Origin of the sequence: Streptomyces sp. NPDC096013 (genome assembly GCF_044763565.1) — a bacterium.
GTDB lineage: Bacteria > Actinomycetota > Actinomycetes > Streptomycetales > Streptomycetaceae > Streptomyces.
Genome location: NZ_JBIWGK010000005.1, coordinates 236,403 through 254,651, shown reverse-complemented (window position 1 = coordinate 254,651; position 18,249 = coordinate 236,403). Strand labels below are relative to the sequence as shown.

Genomic DNA, 18,249 nt, shown 5'->3' with positions numbered 1-18,249 from the left:
CGTATGAGAAGAGGTGGGGTACGGGGATGACTGTCGGCACGAGCAGCGCGCCGGGAGCTCGGGGCGTGCCCCAGCCGTCCGAGGGCCGTCACGACGACCTCGGCATCGACCCCGACGAACTGGCCGACGGCCTGGTCATCGCCGACGAGCACGGGCATGTCGTCTGCTTCAACGCCGCCGCCGAGCGCATCACCTCCGTCGCAGCCGCCGACGCCCTCGGGCAGCGGCTGGAGAAGGCCCTCCCGTTAGAGGACCTGGAGGGGCGTCGCTGGTGGCAACTGACCGATCCCTACGGCGGGTTGGCCATCCGGGTGCGGCAGCCCGAGCGGAACCTGCTGTTGCCGGGCGGGCATGAGGTTCTCGTCACGGCACGGTACGTCCGTGCGGAACCCCTCGGTCCGGTCCGCCGTGTCGTCGTCTCGCTGCGTGACACCGAGGCCCGCCGCCGTACCGAGCGCAGCCACGCCGAACTGATCGCCACCGTCGCCCACGAACTGCGCTCGCCGCTGACCTCCGTCAAGGGCTTCACCGCGACCCTGCTCGCCAAGTGGGAGCGTTTCACCGACGACCAGAAGCGGCTGATGCTGGAGACGGTCGACGCCGACGCCAACCGCGTCACCCGGCTCATCGCCGAGCTGCTCGACATCTCCCGCATCGACTCAGGGCGGCTGGAGCTGCGCCGCCAGCCCGTCGACATGGGCGCCGCCGTCGGCCGCCACATCCAGGCGTACGTCGCCGCGGGCCAGACCGCCGACCGGTTCCTGCTCCGCGTCGAGCAGCCGCTGCCCGACCTGTGGGCCGACCCCGACAAGGTCGACCAGGTGCTGAGCAACCTGCTGGAAAATGCGGTGCGCCACGGCGAGGGAACCGTCACCATCGACGTCACGGCCTCCGCGTCCCCGCGCGAGGGCGAGGAGACCGGCACATCCGTGACGGTGAGCGACGAGGGCCCAGGCATCCCGGAGGAGTCCATGAACCGCGTGTTCACCCGCTTCTGGCGGGGCAGCAAGCGCGGCGGCACCGGCCTCGGGCTGTACATCGTCAAGGGCATCGTCGAAGCCCACGGCGGCACCATCACGGTCGGCCGCGCCCCCGGCGGCGGCGCCGAGTTCCGATTTACGTTGCCCGTGGGCACCCCGGCGTATCTGCAGTAGCCCTGCCGCAGCCGCCGACGAGGCCCCACGGGCGCGGTCACCTGCCTCACCCCCGTTAGACTCGGCCTTTGGCACCTTTGCGTCCCCGTTTCAGGGACGCCGACGCGTCCCCCGAGCCGAGTCGGGACGGGGACCATCCGCCAGCCAACCGGAAGCACGGGAAGAGATGTCGGCACCGAATAAGTCGTACGACCCTGTAGAGGTCGAGGCCTTGAAACCGGAAGAGATCGAGCGCATGCGGGACGAGGCGCTCGCCGCCTTCGCCGCCGCCGGTGACCTCGACGCGCTCCAGGAGGCCAAGGTCGCGCACACCGGCGGCACCTCCCCGCTGGCCCTCGCCAACCGCGAGATCGGCGCGCTGCCCCCGCAGGCCAAGGCCGCGGCCGGCAAGCTCGTCGGCCAGGCCCGGGGCGCCGTCAACAAGGCCCTCGCCACTCGCCTCGGCGAGCTGGAGGCCGAGCGTGACGCCCGTGTCCTGGTCGAGGAGGCGGTGGACGTCACCCTGCCGTACGACCGCGTCCCGCCCGGCGCCCGGCACCCGCTCACCACGTTCATGGAGCGCGTCGCCGACGTCTTCGTGTCCATGGGGTACGAGATCGCCGAGGGGCCCGAGGTCGAGGCGGAGTGGTTCAACTTCGACGCCCTGAACTTCACCCCGGACCACCCGGCCCGGCAGATGCAGGACACCTTCTTCGTGCAGGGCCCCGAGGGCGCGGAGGGCGACGAGTCCGGTGTCGTGCTGCGCACCCACACCTCTCCGGTGCAGGCCCGCGCCATGCTGGACCGCGAGCCGCCCGTCTACATCGTGTGCCCCGGCCGCGTGTACCGCACGGACGAGCTGGACGCCACGCACACCCCGGTCTTCCACCAGATCGAGCTCCTCGCCATCGACGAGGGCCTCACCATGGCCGACCTCAAGGGCACCCTCGACCACATGGTCCAGTCGCTCTTCGGCTCGGAGATGAAGACCCGGCTGCGGCCGAACTACTTCCCCTTCACCGAGCCGTCCGCCGAGATGGACATGCTCTGCTACGTCTGCAAGGGCGAGTCCGTCGGCAACCCCGACCGCCCCTGCCGCACCTGCTCCTCCGAGGGCTGGATCGAGCTGGGCGGCTGCGGCATGGTCAACCCGCGCGTCCTCGTGGCCTGCGGGGTGGACCCCGAGAAGTACAGCGGATTCGCCTTCGGGTTCGGCATCGAGCGGATGCTGATGTTCCGCCACAACGTCGAAGACATGCGAGACATGGTCGAGGGTGACGTCCGGTTCACCCGGCCGTTCGGGATGGAGATCTGATGCGCGTCCCGCTTTCTTGGCTGCGGGAGTACGTCGACCTGCCGGCGACGGAGACCGGCCGCGACGTCCAGGCCAAGCTCATTTCCGTCGGCCTCGAGGTGGAGACCGTCGAGCAGCTCGGCGAAGGCCTCAAGGGCCCCCTCGTGGTCGGCAAGGTCCTCACGATCGAGGAGCTGGAGGGCTTCAAGAAGCCCATCCGCTTCTGCACGGTCGACGTCGGCCAGGCCAACGGCACCGGTGAGCCCCAGGAGATCGTCTGCGGCGCCCGCAACTTCGCCGTCGGCGACAAGGTCGTCGTGGTCCTCCCCGGCGCGGTCCTGCCGGGCGACTTCGCGATCGCCGCCCGCAAGACGTACGGCAAGACCTCGCACGGCATGATCTGCTCCGGCGACGAGCTGGGCATGGGCGACGACGGCTCGCACGGCATCATCGTGCTGCCGCCCGAGCACGAGGTCGGCACCGACGCGATCGAGCTGCTCCAGCTCGTCGACGAGGTCCTCGACATCGCCGTCACGCCCGACCGTGGCTACGCCCTGTCGATCCGCGGCGTGGCCCGCGAGACCGCCACCGCCTACGGCCTCCCGCTGCGCGACCCGGCCCTGCTGGACGTCCCGCAGCCGAACGCCTTCGGCTACCCGGTCCAGGTCTCCGACCCGATGGGCTGCGACCGCTTCACCGCCCGCACGGTGACGGGCCTCGACCCCGAGGCCCGCTCCCCGCTCTGGCTCACGCGCCGCCTCCAGAAGGCGGGCATGCGCCCGATCTCGCTCGCCGTCGACATCACCAACTACGTGATGCTCGAGATCGGCCAGCCCCTGCACGCCTACGACCGCTCCCGCGTCCAGGGTCCGATCGGTGTGCGCCGGGCCACGCAGGGCGAGAAGCTCACCACCCTCGACGGCGTCACGCGCACGCTGGACGCCGAGGACCTGGTGATCACCGACGACCGGGGCCCCATCGGCCTCGCGGGTGTCATGGGCGGCGCCAACACCGAGATCGACGACGCCGAGGGCACCACCACCGAGGTCGTCGTGGAGGCCGCGCACTTCGACGCGCTCTCCATCTCGCGTACGGCCCGCCGCCACAAGCTGGCCTCCGAGGCGTCCAAGCGCTTCGAGCGCGGAGTCGACCCGCAGGCCGCGTCCGCCGCCGCCCAGCGCACGGTCGACCTCCTGGTCCTCCTCGCCGGCGGCACCGCGGACGCGGGCGTCACCGAGGTCATCGCTCCCTCGGCCCCGCACACCATCACGATCCCGGCGGACCACCCGGACAAGGTCGCGGGTGTCACCTACGGCCGCGAGACCGTCGTACGGCGTCTCCAGGAGGTCGGCTGCGACGTGTACGGGCAGGACGAGCTGATCGTCACCGTCCCGTCCTGGCGCCCCGACCTCACCGACCCGAACGACCTGGCCGAAGAGGTCATCCGCCTGGAGGGCTACGAGAACCTGCCCTCCACGCTCCCCAAGCCCCCCGCGGGCCGGGGCCTCACCGACCGCCAGCGGCTGCACCGGCGGGTCGGCCGCGCGCTGGCCGGCGCGGGGTATGTCGAGGCGCCGAACTACCCCTTCGTCAGCGAGCAGGTCTTCGACCAGTTCGGCCTGGCCGCCGACGACCCGGACCGCAAGGTCGTCAAGCTGGTCAACCCGCTCTCGGACGAGGAGCCCGCGCTTCGTACGACGCTGCTGCCGGGCCTGCTCGGTGCGCTGCGCCGGAACGACGGCCGGGGTTCGCATGATCTCGCGCTGTTCGAGACGGGGCTGGTCTTCCACCCGCGCGAAGAGCTGAAGATCGCGGTCCGGCTGCCGGTCGACCGGCGTCCCACCGACGAGGAGATCGCGTCCCTCACCGAGGCGCTTCCCGTCCAGCCCCGGCATGCCGCCGTCGTCCTCGCGGGCGCGCGTGAGCAGGCCGGCTGGTGGGGCAAGGGGCGTCCGGCGGAGTGGGCCGACGCGGTCGAGGCGGCTCGCGCTCTCGCGCGTGAGGCCGGGACCGAACTCGTCGTGCGCGGTGGACAGCACGCGCCCTGGCATCCGGGGCGTTGCGCGGAGCTGGTCGTCTCCGTCGACGGGGCCGAGCAAGTCATCGGGTACGCCGGGGAGTTGCACCCGGGTGTGCTGAAGACGCTGGGGCTGCCCGCGCGGACCAGCGCGATGGAACTGGACCTGGATGTCCTTGAGTCGGCGTCTTCGGGGGTTCCCAAGGGGCCGAAGATCTCGACCTTCCCCGTCGCCACGCAGGATGTCGCGCTCGTCGTCGATGTGGCCGTGCCGCACGCGGACGTCGAGGCGGTGCTGCGTGAGGGAGCGGGTGAACTGCTGGAGTCCATCCGGCTGTTCGACGTGTACGAGAACGCCGCGCAGCTGGGCGAGGGCAAGAAGTCGCTGGCGTACGCGTTGCGGTTCCGGGCGGCCGACCGGACATTGACCGTGGACGAGGCGTCCGCTGCTCGGGACGCGGCGGTCGCGCTGGCCGGGGAGCGGGTCGGGGCGGTGCTTCGCGGCTGAGACGGCTCAGAGGTGGGGAACTGCTTTGTGCCGGGTGCGCGTTCGTCGTGGCTGGTCGCGCGGTTCCCCGCACCTCTTGAGGCATCCGTCTGAGCCCACGTCTCAAGGCCCACCTGCATAAATGCAGGCAACTCGGGGTGTCTCACTCGTTCGGGTGAGAAGTCCGGGTGATCCGGCCCGACCGGGTCATGTGGTCGACAGAATCGGACCGGCCTTTCGGGGTCGGTCCGATTGCGCTGTCGGGGCCTATTTGGGGGGCCACAGGCATGATCCGCATCAAGGCTGGGGTACCCCGCAGGGCGCGCCCGAGGACGCGTTTCCGCCGTCCGCTGCGCCGGGCGCTCGCCCTGGGGCTGCCCACGGTCTGGGGCGCCATAGCCATCACCTACAAACTCACCTGCCCGCTCGCCCAGCAGAACGGCCTGGGCGCCCGCATCGTCACCAGCGCCGTGTTCTTCGCGGTCGGCACCGGTCTCGTCGTCCAGGTCCGCCGCTCCCTGCTGCGTGAACTCCGCCAGATCCGGCAGATCGCCGGCGCCGCCCAGAACGCCCTGCTGCGCCCGCTGCCGCCCCGCCTCGACGGCCTGAACATCGCCGCCGCCCAACTGTCCGCGGAGCGCGGTGCGGTGGTCGGGGGCGACCTGTACGAGGTGATCGCCACCGAGCACGGCGTCCGCGTCGTGATGGGTGACGTACGCGGCCACGGCATCGCGGCGATCGGCACGGTCGCCGCCGTCCTCGGCAGCTTCCGGGAGGCCGCCCACGACGAACCCGAACTCCCGGGCGTGCTACGGCGGTTGGACCGCGCCCTCGCCCGCCACCTCCGCGAACGCGCCCGCGCGGAACACCCCGCGTCCGGCGCCCTCGACCCCGAGAGCCCGGTCGCCGAGGAGTTCGTCACCATCCTGCTCCTGGAGATCGGCAGGGACGGGGAGATGAGGGGGCTGAACTGCGGCCATCCGTGGCCGTATCTGCTGACCGGCTCAGCCGTGGAGCCCCTTGCCCGCGTGGACCCGCTCCCGCCCCTGGGGCCGTTCCCGCTGCCGACGGAGCTGCCCCTCGTCCGCTGCGGCCAACTCCTACCAGGTGACGCCCTGTTCCTCTATACCGACGGAGCGGAGGACGCCCGCGACACGAAGGGCACCTTCTTCCCGCTGACGGATGTCCTGGCAGAGCTGGCGGCCCAACACCCGCTTCCAGCACCGCGGTCGATACTCGGCTCGGTTTTCACGGCCCTGCTCCGGCACGCGGGCGGCACACCCACGGATGACGTCGCCCTACTCATCCTGGCCAACGACCGCAGGCCCGCGTGGCCGGCCTCAGGGGCGCGGGGCTGTGACATCGGCGGCTCCGCCGCGGGGGCGCGACCAGCCACCGCGGCGCAGCACCCGGCCAACCACCCCCAGCACAACGGTGTTTAGCCGCACCGAACCTCACCTCCCGCAAAGCCAGGCCGCCGCACTTACGAGGGGGAGCCGGCGGCCCGGCCGGCCTCTTGCGAGGCAATCCAGTCAACCGGTTCGGAACTCTCCGCAACAGCGCGCACACGCCGCGGATTCACGCACTCCGTTCACACCCGGTGTGAACCGAACCGCACTACTCTGTCCGCACCGAGTCACCCGGGGGGCCTCCCATGCAGCCCAACACACTCCTCGACGCGATCCTGGACGAGGCGGGAATCTCGCACGCGGGACTCGCCGCCCACGTGAACCAGGCGGGACGGGCCCGGGGTCTCGCACTCCGGTACGAACACACCGCCGTGGCACGGTGGTTGAAGGGCCAGCGGCCCCGGGGCCAGGTCCCCGACCTGATCTGCGAGGTGCTCGCGACCCGCCTGCACAGACCCGTCACCCTGGACGACATCGGCCTGGGCGTCCCCGGCGAACCGTCCACCCCGCACGGCACCTCGCTGTCCGGCTTCGTCGAGCGGGCCACCGCCCTGTGGCGCTCCGACGAACAGCAGCGCCCGCACATCCTCGGCGCCCCCGCGGTCACCGGCACGCCCGCGGTGATGCCCGTGTGGGAGTGGGAGAACCCGCCGGACGACGTGGACGTCTCGCGCGGCGGCCGGCACCGGGTGAGCATGGCCGACATCGAGATGCTGCGCGCGGCCCGCGCCCACTACGAGCAGATGTACCGCAAGGCCGGCGGCGTGGCGACCCGCACCCGCATCGTCGGCTTCCTCAACTCCGAGACCGCACCCTTGCTGCGCGGCAGCTACACCGACGCCACCGGCCGCCAACTGCACCGCGCCACCGGCGGATTGGTGGCCATCGCGGGCATCTGCGCCTACGACTCCGACGCGCACGGACTCGCCCAGCGCTACTTCCACCAGGCGCTGCGGCTCGCAAAGGCCAGCAACGACAGGGGACTCGGCGCGTACGTCATCGCGCTGCTGGTCAACCAGTCGCTGTTCATGCGGGAGTTCCGCCAGGCCGTCGCCTTCGCGGAGGCCGCGCTGCGGGCCGCCGGCCGGCAGATCACCCCGGCGCTCGCCTCCGACCTGTACGCGATGCAGGCGAAGGCGTACGCACACCTCGGCGACGGCACGAGTGCCCTGTCCTGCATCCGGCGTGCCGAGCAGGCCGCCGAACGCATCCGGCGCGGATACGAACCCGACGAGACCGGCTATGTCCAGCCGGGCCTGGTCAACGTCCAGGTGGCGGAGGCGCTGCTCAGCCTCGGCGATCTGACGGCGGCGGGGGAGCACGCCATGGCGGCCGTGGACACTCCGGCGCACGACCGGGGCCGGGTGCACCGGCTGGCCATGCTCAGCCAGATCGAACTGCGTCAGGGAAACGCGGACAAAGCAGTGGCCACGGCCGTGCGGATGGCCGAACAGGCGAGGGGGATGGAGTCCCAGCGGCTGCGTGACAGACTCCGCGCGGTCCGCGAGTACCTGGTGCGCAGCGACTGCGCGGGTACGTCCGAGGCGGCCGAACTCATCGACGGGGCACTGCGCGTACCGCTGTAGACAGCGCTGTCGTCCACAACACAGTTCCTGCTGCGATATTGCCACTTACTCGACGGAAGGTGGCAGAACCGTGCAGTGGACGAAACAGAACGAACAAACTGTGTACTCAAATCGCTGGTTCAGCGTCAATCTCGCCGATGTCGAACTGCCCGACGGCCAGCATCTCGACCACTTCCTGATCCGGCTGCGGCCGGTCGCCGTGGCGACGGTGGTCAACGAGGCCAACGAGGTGCTCCTGCTGTGGCGGCACCGCTTCATCACCGACAGCTGGGGGTGGGAGCTCGCGGCCGGTGTCGTCGAGGACGGCGAGGACATCGCGTGCGCCGCCGCCAGGGAACTGGAGGAAGAGACCGGCTGGCGGCCGGGGCCCCTGCACCACCTGATGAGCGTGGAACCGTCCAACGGGCTCACGGACGCCCGGCACCACATCTACTGGGCCGACGAGGGCGAGTACACCGGACACCCCGTGGACGACTTCGAGTCGGACCGCCGGGAGTGGGTGCCGCTCAAACTCGTACCCGACATGGTCGCCCGCGGGGAGGTCCCGGCCGCCAACATGGCGGCCGCGTTACTGCTGTTGCACCACCTGAGGCTGGGGCAGGACACAGTCCCCAGGTCGGCAGCGCCCCAAGGGGGCGCGAGGAACGGCGCGACCAGCCACGACGTAGCCGCAGCCAATCCACCGGCCTTCGAACGCTAACGTCCCAGCACCTGCCAGACAGTCACGACAAGCGCACCCACGGCGGTCAGCGCGGCAATAGCCGGCAGCGGCCACCTGGTGTGCTCAAGTGCGACGATGCGCGCGCTCAGATCGTCCAGTTCCTTGTCCGTCTCCTCGGTGCGATGACTGAGCAGGGCCAGCCCTCCCTCGACCCGCGCGTACGCGACATCGAGGCGGCGGCGTAACTCTGCGAGTTCTCCATGGACCACGGGATGCTCGGGGTCGGCGGTCACGGGTCCGCTCCTTTCCGTAGTCGGAACATCCCTTGCATGCGCATGAAGAGTCAACTCCCCTGGTGGACACCAGGGGAGAGTGTGCGAGAGGCATATGCGGGCCCGGCGCGCACACGGTGTGTGAATGCGGCGGGCCCGGCGCTCCGAAGAGTGCCGGGCCCGCAACCGCCGACGTATTACGGTGAGTTGCCGCGCGAACGTGCGAAAGCGCGGAATCCGCTCAGCCGTAGGTGTAGAACCCCGAGCCGGACTTACGGCCGAGGCGTCCCGCGTCCACCATGCGCTGGAGCAGCGGGGGAGCGGCGTACAGCGGCTCCTTGTACTCGTCATACATCGAGTGGGCGATCGCGGCGACCGTGTCCAGGCCGACCAGGTCGGTCAGCTTGAGCGGGCCCATCGGGTGGGCGCAGCCCATCTCCATGCCGTTGTCGATGTCCTCGCGGCTGGCGATGCCCGACTCGAACATCCGGATCGCGGAGAGGAGATAGGGGATCAGCAGCGCGTTGACCACGAACCCCGAGCGGTCCTGAGCGCGGATCGCGTGCTTGCCGAGCACCTTCTCGGCGAACAGCTGGGCGCGGCTGAGCGTGCCCTCGGACGTGGTCAGCGCGGGGATCAGCTCGACGAGCTGCTGCACCGGGGCCGGGTTGAAGAAGTGGATGCCGATGACCTGGTCGGGGCGCGAGGTGGCGACCGCGAGCTTCACCAGCGGGATCGAGGAGGTGTTGGACGCCAGGATCGCGTCGGGCCGGGTCACGACCTGGTCGAGAACCTGGAAGATCTCGGTCTTGACCTGCTCGTTCTCGACGACGGCCTCGATCACGAGGTCACGGTCGGCGAACTCGCCGAGATCGGTGGTGAAGCTGAGCCGCGCCTGGGTGTCCGCGAGTTCCTCGGCGGAGATCTTGCCGCGCTCGGCCGCCTTCGTCAGCGAGTTGAACAGCCGGGTCCGGCCGATCTCCAGGGCCTCACCGGTGGTCTCGGCGACCTTCACGTCCAGGCCGGAGCGGGCGCACACCTCGGCGATACCGGCGCCCATCTGGCCGCAGCCGACCACTCCGACGCGCGCAATGTCTCCCGCTGGGATGCCCGTCACATCGTCCCCTTCGCCGCTCTGTCACTGTCGCAGGATCTCGTTGTCCGACGCCTGCTCCGATCGTGCACGTTACCCGCAAGTATCGATGATCGATCGCCTGGGTCGGGCATCCTGGGGCGCGGAGACGATCCGTGACGGCACGGATCCACAGCGTATGGGGTGTGCAGATGGGGCGATTGTCACGTCGGGCGTTCGCGATGGCCGCGCTGTCGACACTGGCGACGACGGGCAGCGCGGCGGCGGACACCGGGCGCGCACCGGCGCCGGCGGACCGTCCGCGCGCGGTCACCGAGATGCGCGGCGTGTGGCTGGCGACGGTCGCCAACCGCGACTGGCCCTCCCGGCCGGGCCTGACCCCGGCACAGCAGCGCACCGAACTGATCGCCCACCTCGACACGGCCGTCCGCAACCGCCTCAACACGGTGATGTTCCAAGTACGGCCCACCGCCGACGCGTTCTGGCCCTCACCGTACGAGCCGTGGTCCCAGTACCTCACCGGCACCCAGGGCAAGGCCCCCGGCTGGGACCCGCTGAAGACGGCCGTGGAGGAAGCGCATGCGCGGGGGCTCCAGCTGCACGCCTGGTTCAACCCGTACCGCATCGCCAACCACACCGACCTGACGAGACTCGTCGCCTCGCACCTCGCGCGCAAGCACCCCGACTGGGTCGTCGCGTACGGCGGGAAGCTCTACTACAACCCCGGACTGCCCCAGGTCCGCGCGTTCGTCGAGGACGCGATCCTCGACGCGGTGAGGAAGTACCCCGTGGACGGCGTCCACTTCGACGACTACTTCTACCCGTACCCGGTGGCCGGGCAGACCTTCGACGACGACGCGGCCTACGACGCGTACGGCGGCGCCTTCGGCGACCGGGCCGCGTGGCGGCGCGACAACATCGACAAGCTGATCCGTGAGACCGCCGCCCGCATCGAGCAGATCCGCCCGGGCACGCGCTTCGGGATCAGCCCCTTCGGAGTGTGGCGCAACAGCGCGACCGACCCGCGCGGCTCCGACACCCGGGCGGGGGTGCAGACGTACGACGACCTCTGCGCGGACACCCGCAGGTGGGTGCGCGAGAACTGGATCGACTACATCGTCCCGCAGCTCTACTGGAACATCGGCCTCGCCGTCGCCGACTACGCCAAGCTGGTGCCCTGGTGGGCGGAGGTCGCGCGCGGCACGAAGACGCGGCTGTACGCGGGGGAGGCGCTGTACAAGGCGGGCGACCCGGCGCAGCCCGCGGCCTGGCAGGACCCGGCCGAACTGTCCCGGCACCTCACCCTCGCCGCCACGTACCCCGAGGTCGGCGGGCATGTGTTCTTCGCGGCGCGGGACGTGGCCGTGGATTCGTTCGGGGCGATGGCGCGTGTGGTCGCCGATCACTACCAGAAGCCCGCGAAGGCCCCGCGCTGAACTCCCTTGCGGACAACGGGATGTGAGTGGCACTCACCTCCCGTCAGCTCCGCGTCCGTTGCGTGACGGCGATGCACACCAGCACCGCCGCCGCGGTCAACGGAGCGGCCACGGGCAGGTGTTCGCCGAGCAGCAGCACCGACCACACCAGGGTCAGCAGCGGCTGGGCCAGCTGGAGTTGGCTCGCCTTCGGGACGCCGATGGCGGCCATGCCCCGGTACCAGACGACCAGCCCGAGGAACTGCGAACCGGCGGCGACCCACAGCACTCCGGCCACGCTGTGCGCGGTGAGGTGAGGGGTGTCGTACGACAGCGCGAGCGCGGCGGCGGGCACGGTCAGCGGCAGGCACAGGACCAGCGCCCAGGCGATGACGTGCCAGCCGGGCATGACCCGGGCCAGCCGGCCGCCCTCGGTGTAGCCCGCCGCGCAGACCAGGAGCGCGGCGAGGAGATACAGGTCGGCGGTGCTCACGGCGCCGCCGCTCTGCTGGACGGTGAAGGCGAGCACCGCGCCGGCGCCCGCGAGCGCGGCCGTCCAGAAGGTGCGCGAGGGGCGGATGCCGGTGCGCAGCGCGGACAGGGCGGCCGTGGTCAGCGGCAGCAGACCGACCACCACCGCCGCGTGGGCGGTGGTCGAGGTCTCCAGGGCGAGGGTGGTGAGCAGCGGGAATCCGACCACCACTCCGGCGGCCACGACGGCCAGCCCGGCCCGGTGCCCGCGGCCGGGCACGGGGACACGCAGCGCCAGCAGACAGCCGCCCGCGATGACCGCGGCGAGGACGCTGCGCACGGCCACCAGCGACCAGGCGCCGAAGCCTTCGAGCCCCCAGGCGGTGGCGGGGAAGGTGAGGGAGAAGGCGATCACTCCGAGCGCGGCCTGGACCGTGCCCGCGCGGGCCGTCGCTGCCGTCGTCGAGGAGGTGCTGACCGCTATCGGGTTCCGGACAGTAGCGCTATCGTGTGCTCTCATGCACGAGCGTAGCAGCGTCGGTGAACTGGCGGATCGTCTGCGGCAGGATCTCAACCGCTACTCTCCCGGTGGAAAGCTGCCGTCGAGTCGGGTCCTCGTCGAGCGGTTCCGGGTGAGTCCCGTGACCGTCTCGCGCGCCCTCGCGCAGCTGGCCGCCGAGGGGCTGGTGGTCACCCGGCCCGGCGCTGGAGCATTCCGGGCCGCGGCCAGGAGCGTGGCCGCCGCAGCGGGGGACACCTCCTGGCAGGAGGTCGCGCTCAGCGCGGACGGCGCCGCCGATGTCGTCCCGCGCACGGTGGACGCGTCCGGCGTCCTCACCACGCTGGCCGCCCCGCCGCCGGGCGTGATCGAGTTCAACGGCGGCTATCTGCACCCCTCCCTTCAGCCCGAGCGCGCGATGGCCGCGGCCCTGTCCCGGGCCGGCCGCCGCCCCGGCGCCTGGGGCCGGCCGCCGATCGAGGGCCTGCCGGAGCTGCGCGAGTGGTTCGCGCGCGGCATCGGCGGCGCGATGACGGCCGCCGACGTGCTGATCAGCGCGGGCGGCCAGACCGCGCTCACCACCGCACTGCGCGCCCTCGCGCCCCCCGGCGCGCCGGTCCTCGTCGAATCCCCCACCTACCCGGGCATGCTGGCGATCGCGAGGGCGGCGGGCCTGCGCCCGGTGCCGGTCCCGGTGGACGCGGACGGCGTGAAACCGCCCCTGCTGGCGGACGCGTTCCGTGCGACCGGCGCCCGGGTCCTCGTCTGCCAGCCCCTGTTCCAGAACCCGACCGGCGCCGTCCTCGCCCCGGCCCGCCGCCCGGAGGTCCTGCGCATCGCCCGTGACGCGGGCGCGTTCATCATCGAGGACGACTTCGTACGACGGCTGGTGCACGAGGACGCGGGCCCGCTGCCGCGTCCGCTCGCCGCCGACGACCCCGACGGCGTCGTCGTCCACGTCGGCTCGCTGACCAAGGCGACCTCGCCCAGCTTCCGGGTCAGCGCCCTCGCCGCCCACGGCCCGGTGCTGGAACGGCTGCGCGCCATCCAGGTCGTCGACACCTTCTTCGTCCCCCGCCCGCTCCAGGAGGCGGCCCTCGAACTCGTCGGCTCACCGGCCTGGCCCCGCCATCTCCGGGCGATCTCAACGGAGTTGAAAACCCGCCGGGACGCGATGACGACCGCCCTGCGCCTCGAACTCCCCGCCTTCGCCCTCCCGCACATCCCCTCCGGCGGCTACCACCTCTGGCTCCGCCTCCCCGACGGCACCGGGGGCACCGCCCAGGCCTTCGGCTCCGGGGGAGAGCAGTCGCTGACAGCCGCGGCCCTCCGCGCGGGCGTCGCCATCACCCCGGGCCGCCCCTACTTCAGCGCCGAACCCCCGGCCGCCCACATCCGGCTGAGCTTCGCGGCTGTCGCGGGGACGGGGGAGATCGCGGAGGGCGTACGGCGGCTCCGGGCGGCCTGGGAGGAGCTGGTCTGACACGGAGGAATGCGCGGGCCCCGCCCGGCGGCAGCGCCCGCGCCCCCGGCCAAAACCGCTCGACACCCCCACGCCTGGCCTGCGATTCTCCCGCCATGAACGACATCCCGAGCCTCCCCGACGGCTACGAGTTCTCCGCCGACTCCGCCCGCGTCGACATCGCCCGCACCTATCACTGGCTGTCCACCGACGCCTACTGGGCGAAGGACCGGCCCCGCGAGCAGCATGAGCGCGCGGTCGCGTCCTCCCTCAACTACGGGGTCTACGAAGCCACTTCGGGCGAGCAGGTGGCGTACGCGCGGGTGGTGACCGACCAGGCGCTGTTCGCCTGGCTGTGCGATGTGTACGTCGACCCGTCGGTGCGGGGCAAGGGCATCGGCACGGCGTTCGTCGGCGCCGTACGCGAGGAGCTGCGGCCGCTCGGGCTGCGCCGCATCCTGCTCGCCACGCACGACGCCCACGGGGTGTACGAGAAGCTCGGATTCAAGCCATTGGCGCGGCCCGACCAGTGGATGGCCCTGTATTTCGAGTGAGTTGTCCGCCTGGTCCCGACCTCGACGTGAAGTTTCGCCCACCGTGGGTAACTCTCATCCGGCCCCTCTTGACCTGCGTACTTCGGCGGATCACGATCGCCGCATGCTACTTCGGGTCACGTTCGTCGCGGCCGCGCGCAGCTCCCCGTTGCTCGCGGAGCGCTTCGAGGACGATCGCCCGCTGGACCAGGCGGGATGGGACGAGGTGCAGCGCGCGGCGCCGGTCCTGCTGCCGCTGGCGGCGGCGGAGCTGCGCTACTGTTCGCCGACCCCGCGCAGCCGGACCACCGGGGACGGGCTCGGTTACACCCCGCTGGTGCAACTGGCCCTGCGGGACTGCGACATGGGCCGCTGGCGCGGGCTGACCCTGGGCGAGGCGATGGCCCGGGAACCGGCCCTGGTCGACGCGTGGCTGGCCGACCCGCGCTCCACCCCGCACGGCGGTGAGTCGCTGCTGTCCTTCATCTCCCGGGTCGGCAGCTGGCTGGACACGCGTCCCGACGACGACGGCGGCCGTATCGTCGCCGTGGCCGAACCCTCCGTCATACGGGCCGCGTTGGTCTACGCCCTGAAGGCACCGCCGTCGATCTACTGGAACCTCGACGTGCGCCCTCTGTCGACCACCACGGTCACCGGCCACGCGGGCCGCTGGAACCTGCGCTTCGACGGGGCGGCGGTGCAGCCGAGACGGGTGTAGGGGTAGGCGGGGCCAGGCCGAATCCGCTCAACTCCCGCGTGTGTACTCCGTGTTGAGCACCAAATCCTTCGCCGGTCCGCCCACCCGCCACACCGTCCGCCAGTGGTCGGCGTCCAGTACGGCGAACTCGCCCCGGTAGAGGTCCGCCGAGCAGGGGTGGTCGGTGACGTGGTGCCCCGAGGTCAGGTCCAGGTCGTGGAAGGGGCGCCCGTCGGCGAAGCGCACATCGGCCCGGCCGGGCTCGCCGCCCGGCAGGAACCGAAGCGTCCGCTCGGCGGGACGGGGCACGCCCCGCCAGGTGAAGGTGCCGGCCTCCGCGTGCAGCAGGCCGCCTTCCGGCAGCGCGCTGAAGACGGTCGCACCGGAGAAGTCGCCCTCGTCGCCGCTCGCCAGGTCCCGCACCGACCGCCGCACCCGCCAGCTCCCGGACAGATACGCCAGCACGTCCGGTACCGGCCAGAACTCGCCCATCGTCATCCCTTCCCGCGCCACCGCCCGCGGAAGGCATCCGGTCCGGTGAAGAACCCGGGGACCACGGCCGGGAAGCCGGGCACGACCAGGCAGGGGAGCGGCGCACGCATGCCCTCGACCCTACGTCCCCGTTCGGCCGGTCCCATTGACGTGCTCACGACCCTTCCCTATCTTGCCGTTCGAAGTACTGACCGACGTCTGATATTTCGAACGACCACTTCACGAGCCGCGGAGCATCCATGTCACGCACCAGCCGCACCCGCCTGAGACTCGCCTTAGGGGCGAGCGCGTTCCTGCTGGCGACGGCCGTCGTCCCCGTCCCCGCCCATGCCGAGGACGTCACCGACTACGCGATCACCGTCGATCCGGGCGCGCGGGGCGCGACGATCGACAAGACGATGTACGGCGTCTTCTTCGAGGACATCAACCGCGCGGCCGACGGCGGCCTGTACGCCGAACTCGTCCAGAACCGGTCCTTCGAGTACTCCACCGACGACAACACGGCGTACACCCCGCTCACCGCCTGGACGGTGGAGGGCCGGGCGCAGGTGGTGAACGACGCCGGCCGCCTCAACGGAACCAACCGCAACTACCTCTCCCTGGACGCGAGTTCATCCGTCACGAACGCCGGCTACAACACCGGCATCGCGGTCGCGGACGGCAAGAAGTACGACTTCTCGGTGTGGGCCCGCGCCGACAGCGGCACCACCCTCACCGTGAGCCTCCAGGACACCGGCGGCACGCTGGCGACCGCACGCCGGGTCGCCGTGAGGAAGCACGGCTGGGCCCGGTACACGGCCACGTTCACCGCGACCCGCACCAGCACCACCGGCCGCCTCACCGTCGCCTCCGCCGCCGCGACCGCCCTCGACATGGTCTCCCTCTTCCCCCGCGACACCTACCGGCACGAGCCCAACGGTCTGCGCAAGGACCTCGCCGAGAAGATCGCCGCGCTGCACCCGGGCTTCGTCCGCTTCCCGGGCGGCTGTCTGGTCAACACCGGTTCCATGGACGACTACAGCGCGGCCTCCGGCTACCAGCGCAAGCGCTCCTACCAGTGGAAGGACACCGTCGGCCCGGTCGAGACCCGCGCCACGAACTCCAACTTCTGGGGCTACAACCAGAGTTACGGCCTCGGCTACTACGAGTACTTCCGCCTCGCCGAGGACATCGGCGCGATGCCGCTGCCCGTCGTACCGGCCCTGGTGACCGGCTGCGGCCAGAACAAGGCCGTCGACGACCCCGCGCTGCTCAAGCGGCACATCCAGGACACCCTGGACCTGGTCGAGTTCGCCAACGGCCCGGTGACGTCCGAGTGGGGCAGGCTGCGCGCCGAGATGGGCCACCCCAGGCCCTTCCATCTCACCCACATCGAGGTCGGCAACGAGGAGACCCTGCCCACCGAGTTCTTCGCCCGCTTCACCCGGTTCCGCGCCGCGATCCAGGCCAAGTACCCGTACATGACCGTGATCTCCAACGCGGGCCCGGACGACAGCGGTTCGACCTTCGACACGGCCTGGCAGCTCAACAAGGACGCCAAGGTCGACATGGTCGACGAGCACTACTACAACAGCCCGCAGTGGTTCCTCCAGAACAACGACCGCTACGACTCCTACGACCGCACCGGCCCGAAGGTCTTCCTCGGCGAATACGCCTCCGGAGGCAACGCGTTCAAGAACGGCCTCGCCGAAGCGGCCTACATGACCGGCCTGGAACGCAACGCGGACGTCGTCGAACTCGCCTCCTACGCCCCGCTGTTCGCCAACGAGGACTACGTCCAGTGGAGCCCGGACATGGTGTGGTTCAACAACCACGCCTCCTGGGGCTCCGCCAACTACGAGGTCCAGAAACTGTTCATGAACAACGTCGGGAGCCGGGTGGTGCCGTCGACGGCCACCGGCACACCGTCACTTGCCGCCCCGATCTCCGGCGCGGTCGGCCTGTCGACCTGGGCGACGAGCGCGGCGTACGACGACGTGAAGGTGACCGGCGCCGACGGGACGTCACTGCTGAGCGACGACTTCTCCGGTGACGCGTCCCGCTGGACCCATACGGGCAGCGGGAGCTGGAGCGTCGAGGACGGACAGTACGTCCAGACCGACACCGCCGCCGAGAACACCATGGTGTCGGCGGGCGACCCGGCCTGGCACGACTACGACCTGCATGTGAAGGCCACCAAGAAGGCCGGGAAAGAAGGCTTCTTGGTCGCGTTCGGGGTCAAGGACACCGGCACCTACTACTGGTGGAACCTGGGCGGCTGGAACAACACCCAGACCGCCGTCGAACAGGCCGTGGACGGCGGCAAGTCCACGCTCATCGCCAAACCCGGGACCATCGAGACGGGCCGCGCCTACGACGTCGACATCAAGGTGAGAGGCCGTCAGGTCACCCTGTACCTCGACGGGCAGGAGTGGGGAAGCTTCGCCGACGACAAGCCGGCCGAGCCGTTCCGTCAGGTCGTCACCCAGGACGCGAGGACCGGTGACCTGATCGTCAAGGTCGTCAACGACCAGTCCTCCGCTGTCCGTACGGCGATCGACCTGGGCGGCGCCAAGGTCGCGTCCAGGGCGAAGGTGACCACGCTCGCCGCCGCGCCCGACGCGGTGAACAGCGAGACGGCCACGGCGGTCGCGCCGGTCGTATCCACCTTCAAGGGGGTTGCCGACAGGTTCGGTTACACCTTCCCGCCGAACTCCGTCACGTTCCTGAGGATCAGGCAGAAGTAGCA

At 71.0% G+C, this 18,249-nt stretch carries 14 protein-coding genes and 1 pseudogene; 11 read left to right on the top strand and 4 right to left on the bottom strand.

What is annotated here, in order from left to right:
- Nucleotides 1-26: 26 nt before the first annotated feature.
- The 6 genes and pseudogenes from ACIRB1_RS19265 to ACIRB1_RS19240 form a co-directional block, all read left to right on the top strand.
- Nucleotides 27-1,154 carry an ATP-binding protein gene (locus ACIRB1_RS19265; RefSeq protein WP_352180327.1) on the top strand — a complete coding sequence of 376 codons (1,128 nt, stop codon included), beginning with the start codon at nucleotides 27-29 and terminating at the stop codon, nucleotides 1,152-1,154.
- Nucleotides 1,155-1,320: 166 nt separating this feature from the next.
- Nucleotides 1,321-2,448, top strand: a complete 1,128-nt coding sequence (gene pheS, locus ACIRB1_RS19260) for a phenylalanine--tRNA ligase subunit alpha (protein ID WP_352180328.1) — start codon at nucleotides 1,321-1,323, stop codon at nucleotides 2,446-2,448.
- Entirely contained in the window at nucleotides 2,448-4,952 is a 2,505-nt protein-coding gene (pheT, locus tag ACIRB1_RS19255) for a phenylalanine--tRNA ligase subunit beta (protein WP_352180329.1), read from the top strand. Before pheS ends, pheT begins: the two co-directional genes overlap by 1 nt.
- Nucleotides 4,953-5,218: 266 nt before the next feature.
- Nucleotides 5,219-6,373, top strand: coding sequence for a PP2C family protein-serine/threonine phosphatase (locus ACIRB1_RS19250; protein WP_352180330.1), 1,155 nt, complete (start codon nucleotides 5,219-5,221; stop codon nucleotides 6,371-6,373).
- A 212-nt stretch (nucleotides 6,374-6,585) separates the two neighbouring features.
- Nucleotides 6,586-7,926, top strand: coding sequence for a transcriptional regulator (locus ACIRB1_RS19245; RefSeq protein ID WP_352180331.1), 1,341 nt, complete (start codon nucleotides 6,586-6,588; stop codon nucleotides 7,924-7,926).
- Nucleotides 7,927-7,996: 70 nt separating this feature from the next.
- Nucleotides 7,997-8,539 (top strand): annotated as a pseudogene (locus ACIRB1_RS19240) (NUDIX hydrolase); the annotation flags it as partial.
- Nucleotides 8,540-8,622: 83 nt separating this feature from the next.
- On the opposite strand, the gene ACIRB1_RS19235 reads toward ACIRB1_RS19240, so the two are convergent.
- Together ACIRB1_RS19235 and ACIRB1_RS19230 are read right to left on the bottom strand one after the other, a co-directional pair.
- Nucleotides 8,623-8,880 carry a hypothetical protein gene (locus ACIRB1_RS19235; protein WP_266767051.1) on the bottom strand — a complete coding sequence of 86 codons (258 nt, stop codon included), beginning with the start codon at nucleotides 8,878-8,880 and terminating at the stop codon, nucleotides 8,623-8,625.
- A 220-nt stretch (nucleotides 8,881-9,100) separates the two neighbouring features.
- Nucleotides 9,101-9,976: a 3-hydroxybutyryl-CoA dehydrogenase gene (locus ACIRB1_RS19230; protein WP_352180332.1), complete on the bottom strand. Its 876-nt coding sequence runs from the start codon at nucleotides 9,974-9,976 to the stop codon at nucleotides 9,101-9,103.
- A 197-nt stretch (nucleotides 9,977-10,173) separates the two neighbouring features.
- On the opposite strand from ACIRB1_RS19230, the gene ACIRB1_RS19225 reads away from it, so the two are divergent.
- Nucleotides 10,174-11,388, top strand: a complete 1,215-nt coding sequence (locus tag ACIRB1_RS19225) for a glycoside hydrolase family 10 protein (RefSeq protein WP_403466498.1) — start codon at nucleotides 10,174-10,176, stop codon at nucleotides 11,386-11,388.
- A gap of 43 nt (nucleotides 11,389-11,431) precedes the next feature.
- Here ACIRB1_RS19225 and ACIRB1_RS19220 read toward each other — a convergent pair whose 3' ends face one another.
- On the bottom strand, nucleotides 11,432-12,358 hold the full coding sequence (locus ACIRB1_RS19220) for a DMT family transporter (protein ID WP_403466339.1): 927 nt from the start codon (nucleotides 12,356-12,358) through the stop codon (nucleotides 11,432-11,434).
- On the opposite strand from ACIRB1_RS19220, the gene ACIRB1_RS19215 reads away from it, so the two are divergent.
- The 3 genes from ACIRB1_RS19215 to ACIRB1_RS19205 all read left to right on the top strand — a co-directional run bounded on the left by ACIRB1_RS19215 (nucleotide 12,357) and on the right by ACIRB1_RS19205 (nucleotide 15,050).
- Entirely contained in the window at nucleotides 12,357-13,820 is a 1,464-nt protein-coding gene (locus ACIRB1_RS19215; protein ID WP_403466338.1) for a PLP-dependent aminotransferase family protein, read from the top strand. The two genes, ACIRB1_RS19220 and ACIRB1_RS19215, sit on opposite strands and share 2 nt — an antisense overlap.
- Before the next feature lie 95 nt (nucleotides 13,821-13,915).
- Nucleotides 13,916-14,353 carry a GNAT family N-acetyltransferase gene (locus ACIRB1_RS19210; protein ID WP_403466337.1) on the top strand — a complete coding sequence of 146 codons (438 nt, stop codon included), beginning with the start codon at nucleotides 13,916-13,918 and terminating at the stop codon, nucleotides 14,351-14,353.
- Nucleotides 14,354-14,456: 103 nt separating this feature from the next.
- Nucleotides 14,457-15,050, top strand: coding sequence for a histidine phosphatase family protein (locus ACIRB1_RS19205; protein ID WP_352180337.1), 594 nt, complete (start codon nucleotides 14,457-14,459; stop codon nucleotides 15,048-15,050).
- Between the two features lie 27 nt (nucleotides 15,051-15,077).
- On the opposite strand, the gene ACIRB1_RS19200 is transcribed toward ACIRB1_RS19205, so the two are convergent.
- Complete coding sequence (locus ACIRB1_RS19200; RefSeq protein WP_403466336.1) at nucleotides 15,078-15,521, bottom strand: DUF6314 family protein; 444 nt, start codon at nucleotides 15,519-15,521, stop codon at nucleotides 15,078-15,080.
- 239 nt (nucleotides 15,522-15,760) lie between these two features.
- Between ACIRB1_RS19200 and ACIRB1_RS19195 the strand changes: the two genes are divergently transcribed.
- Nucleotides 15,761-18,247: an alpha-L-arabinofuranosidase C-terminal domain-containing protein gene (locus ACIRB1_RS19195; protein ID WP_403466335.1), complete on the top strand. Its 2,487-nt coding sequence runs from the start codon at nucleotides 15,761-15,763 to the stop codon at nucleotides 18,245-18,247.
- Nucleotides 18,248-18,249 lie beyond the last annotated feature (2 nt).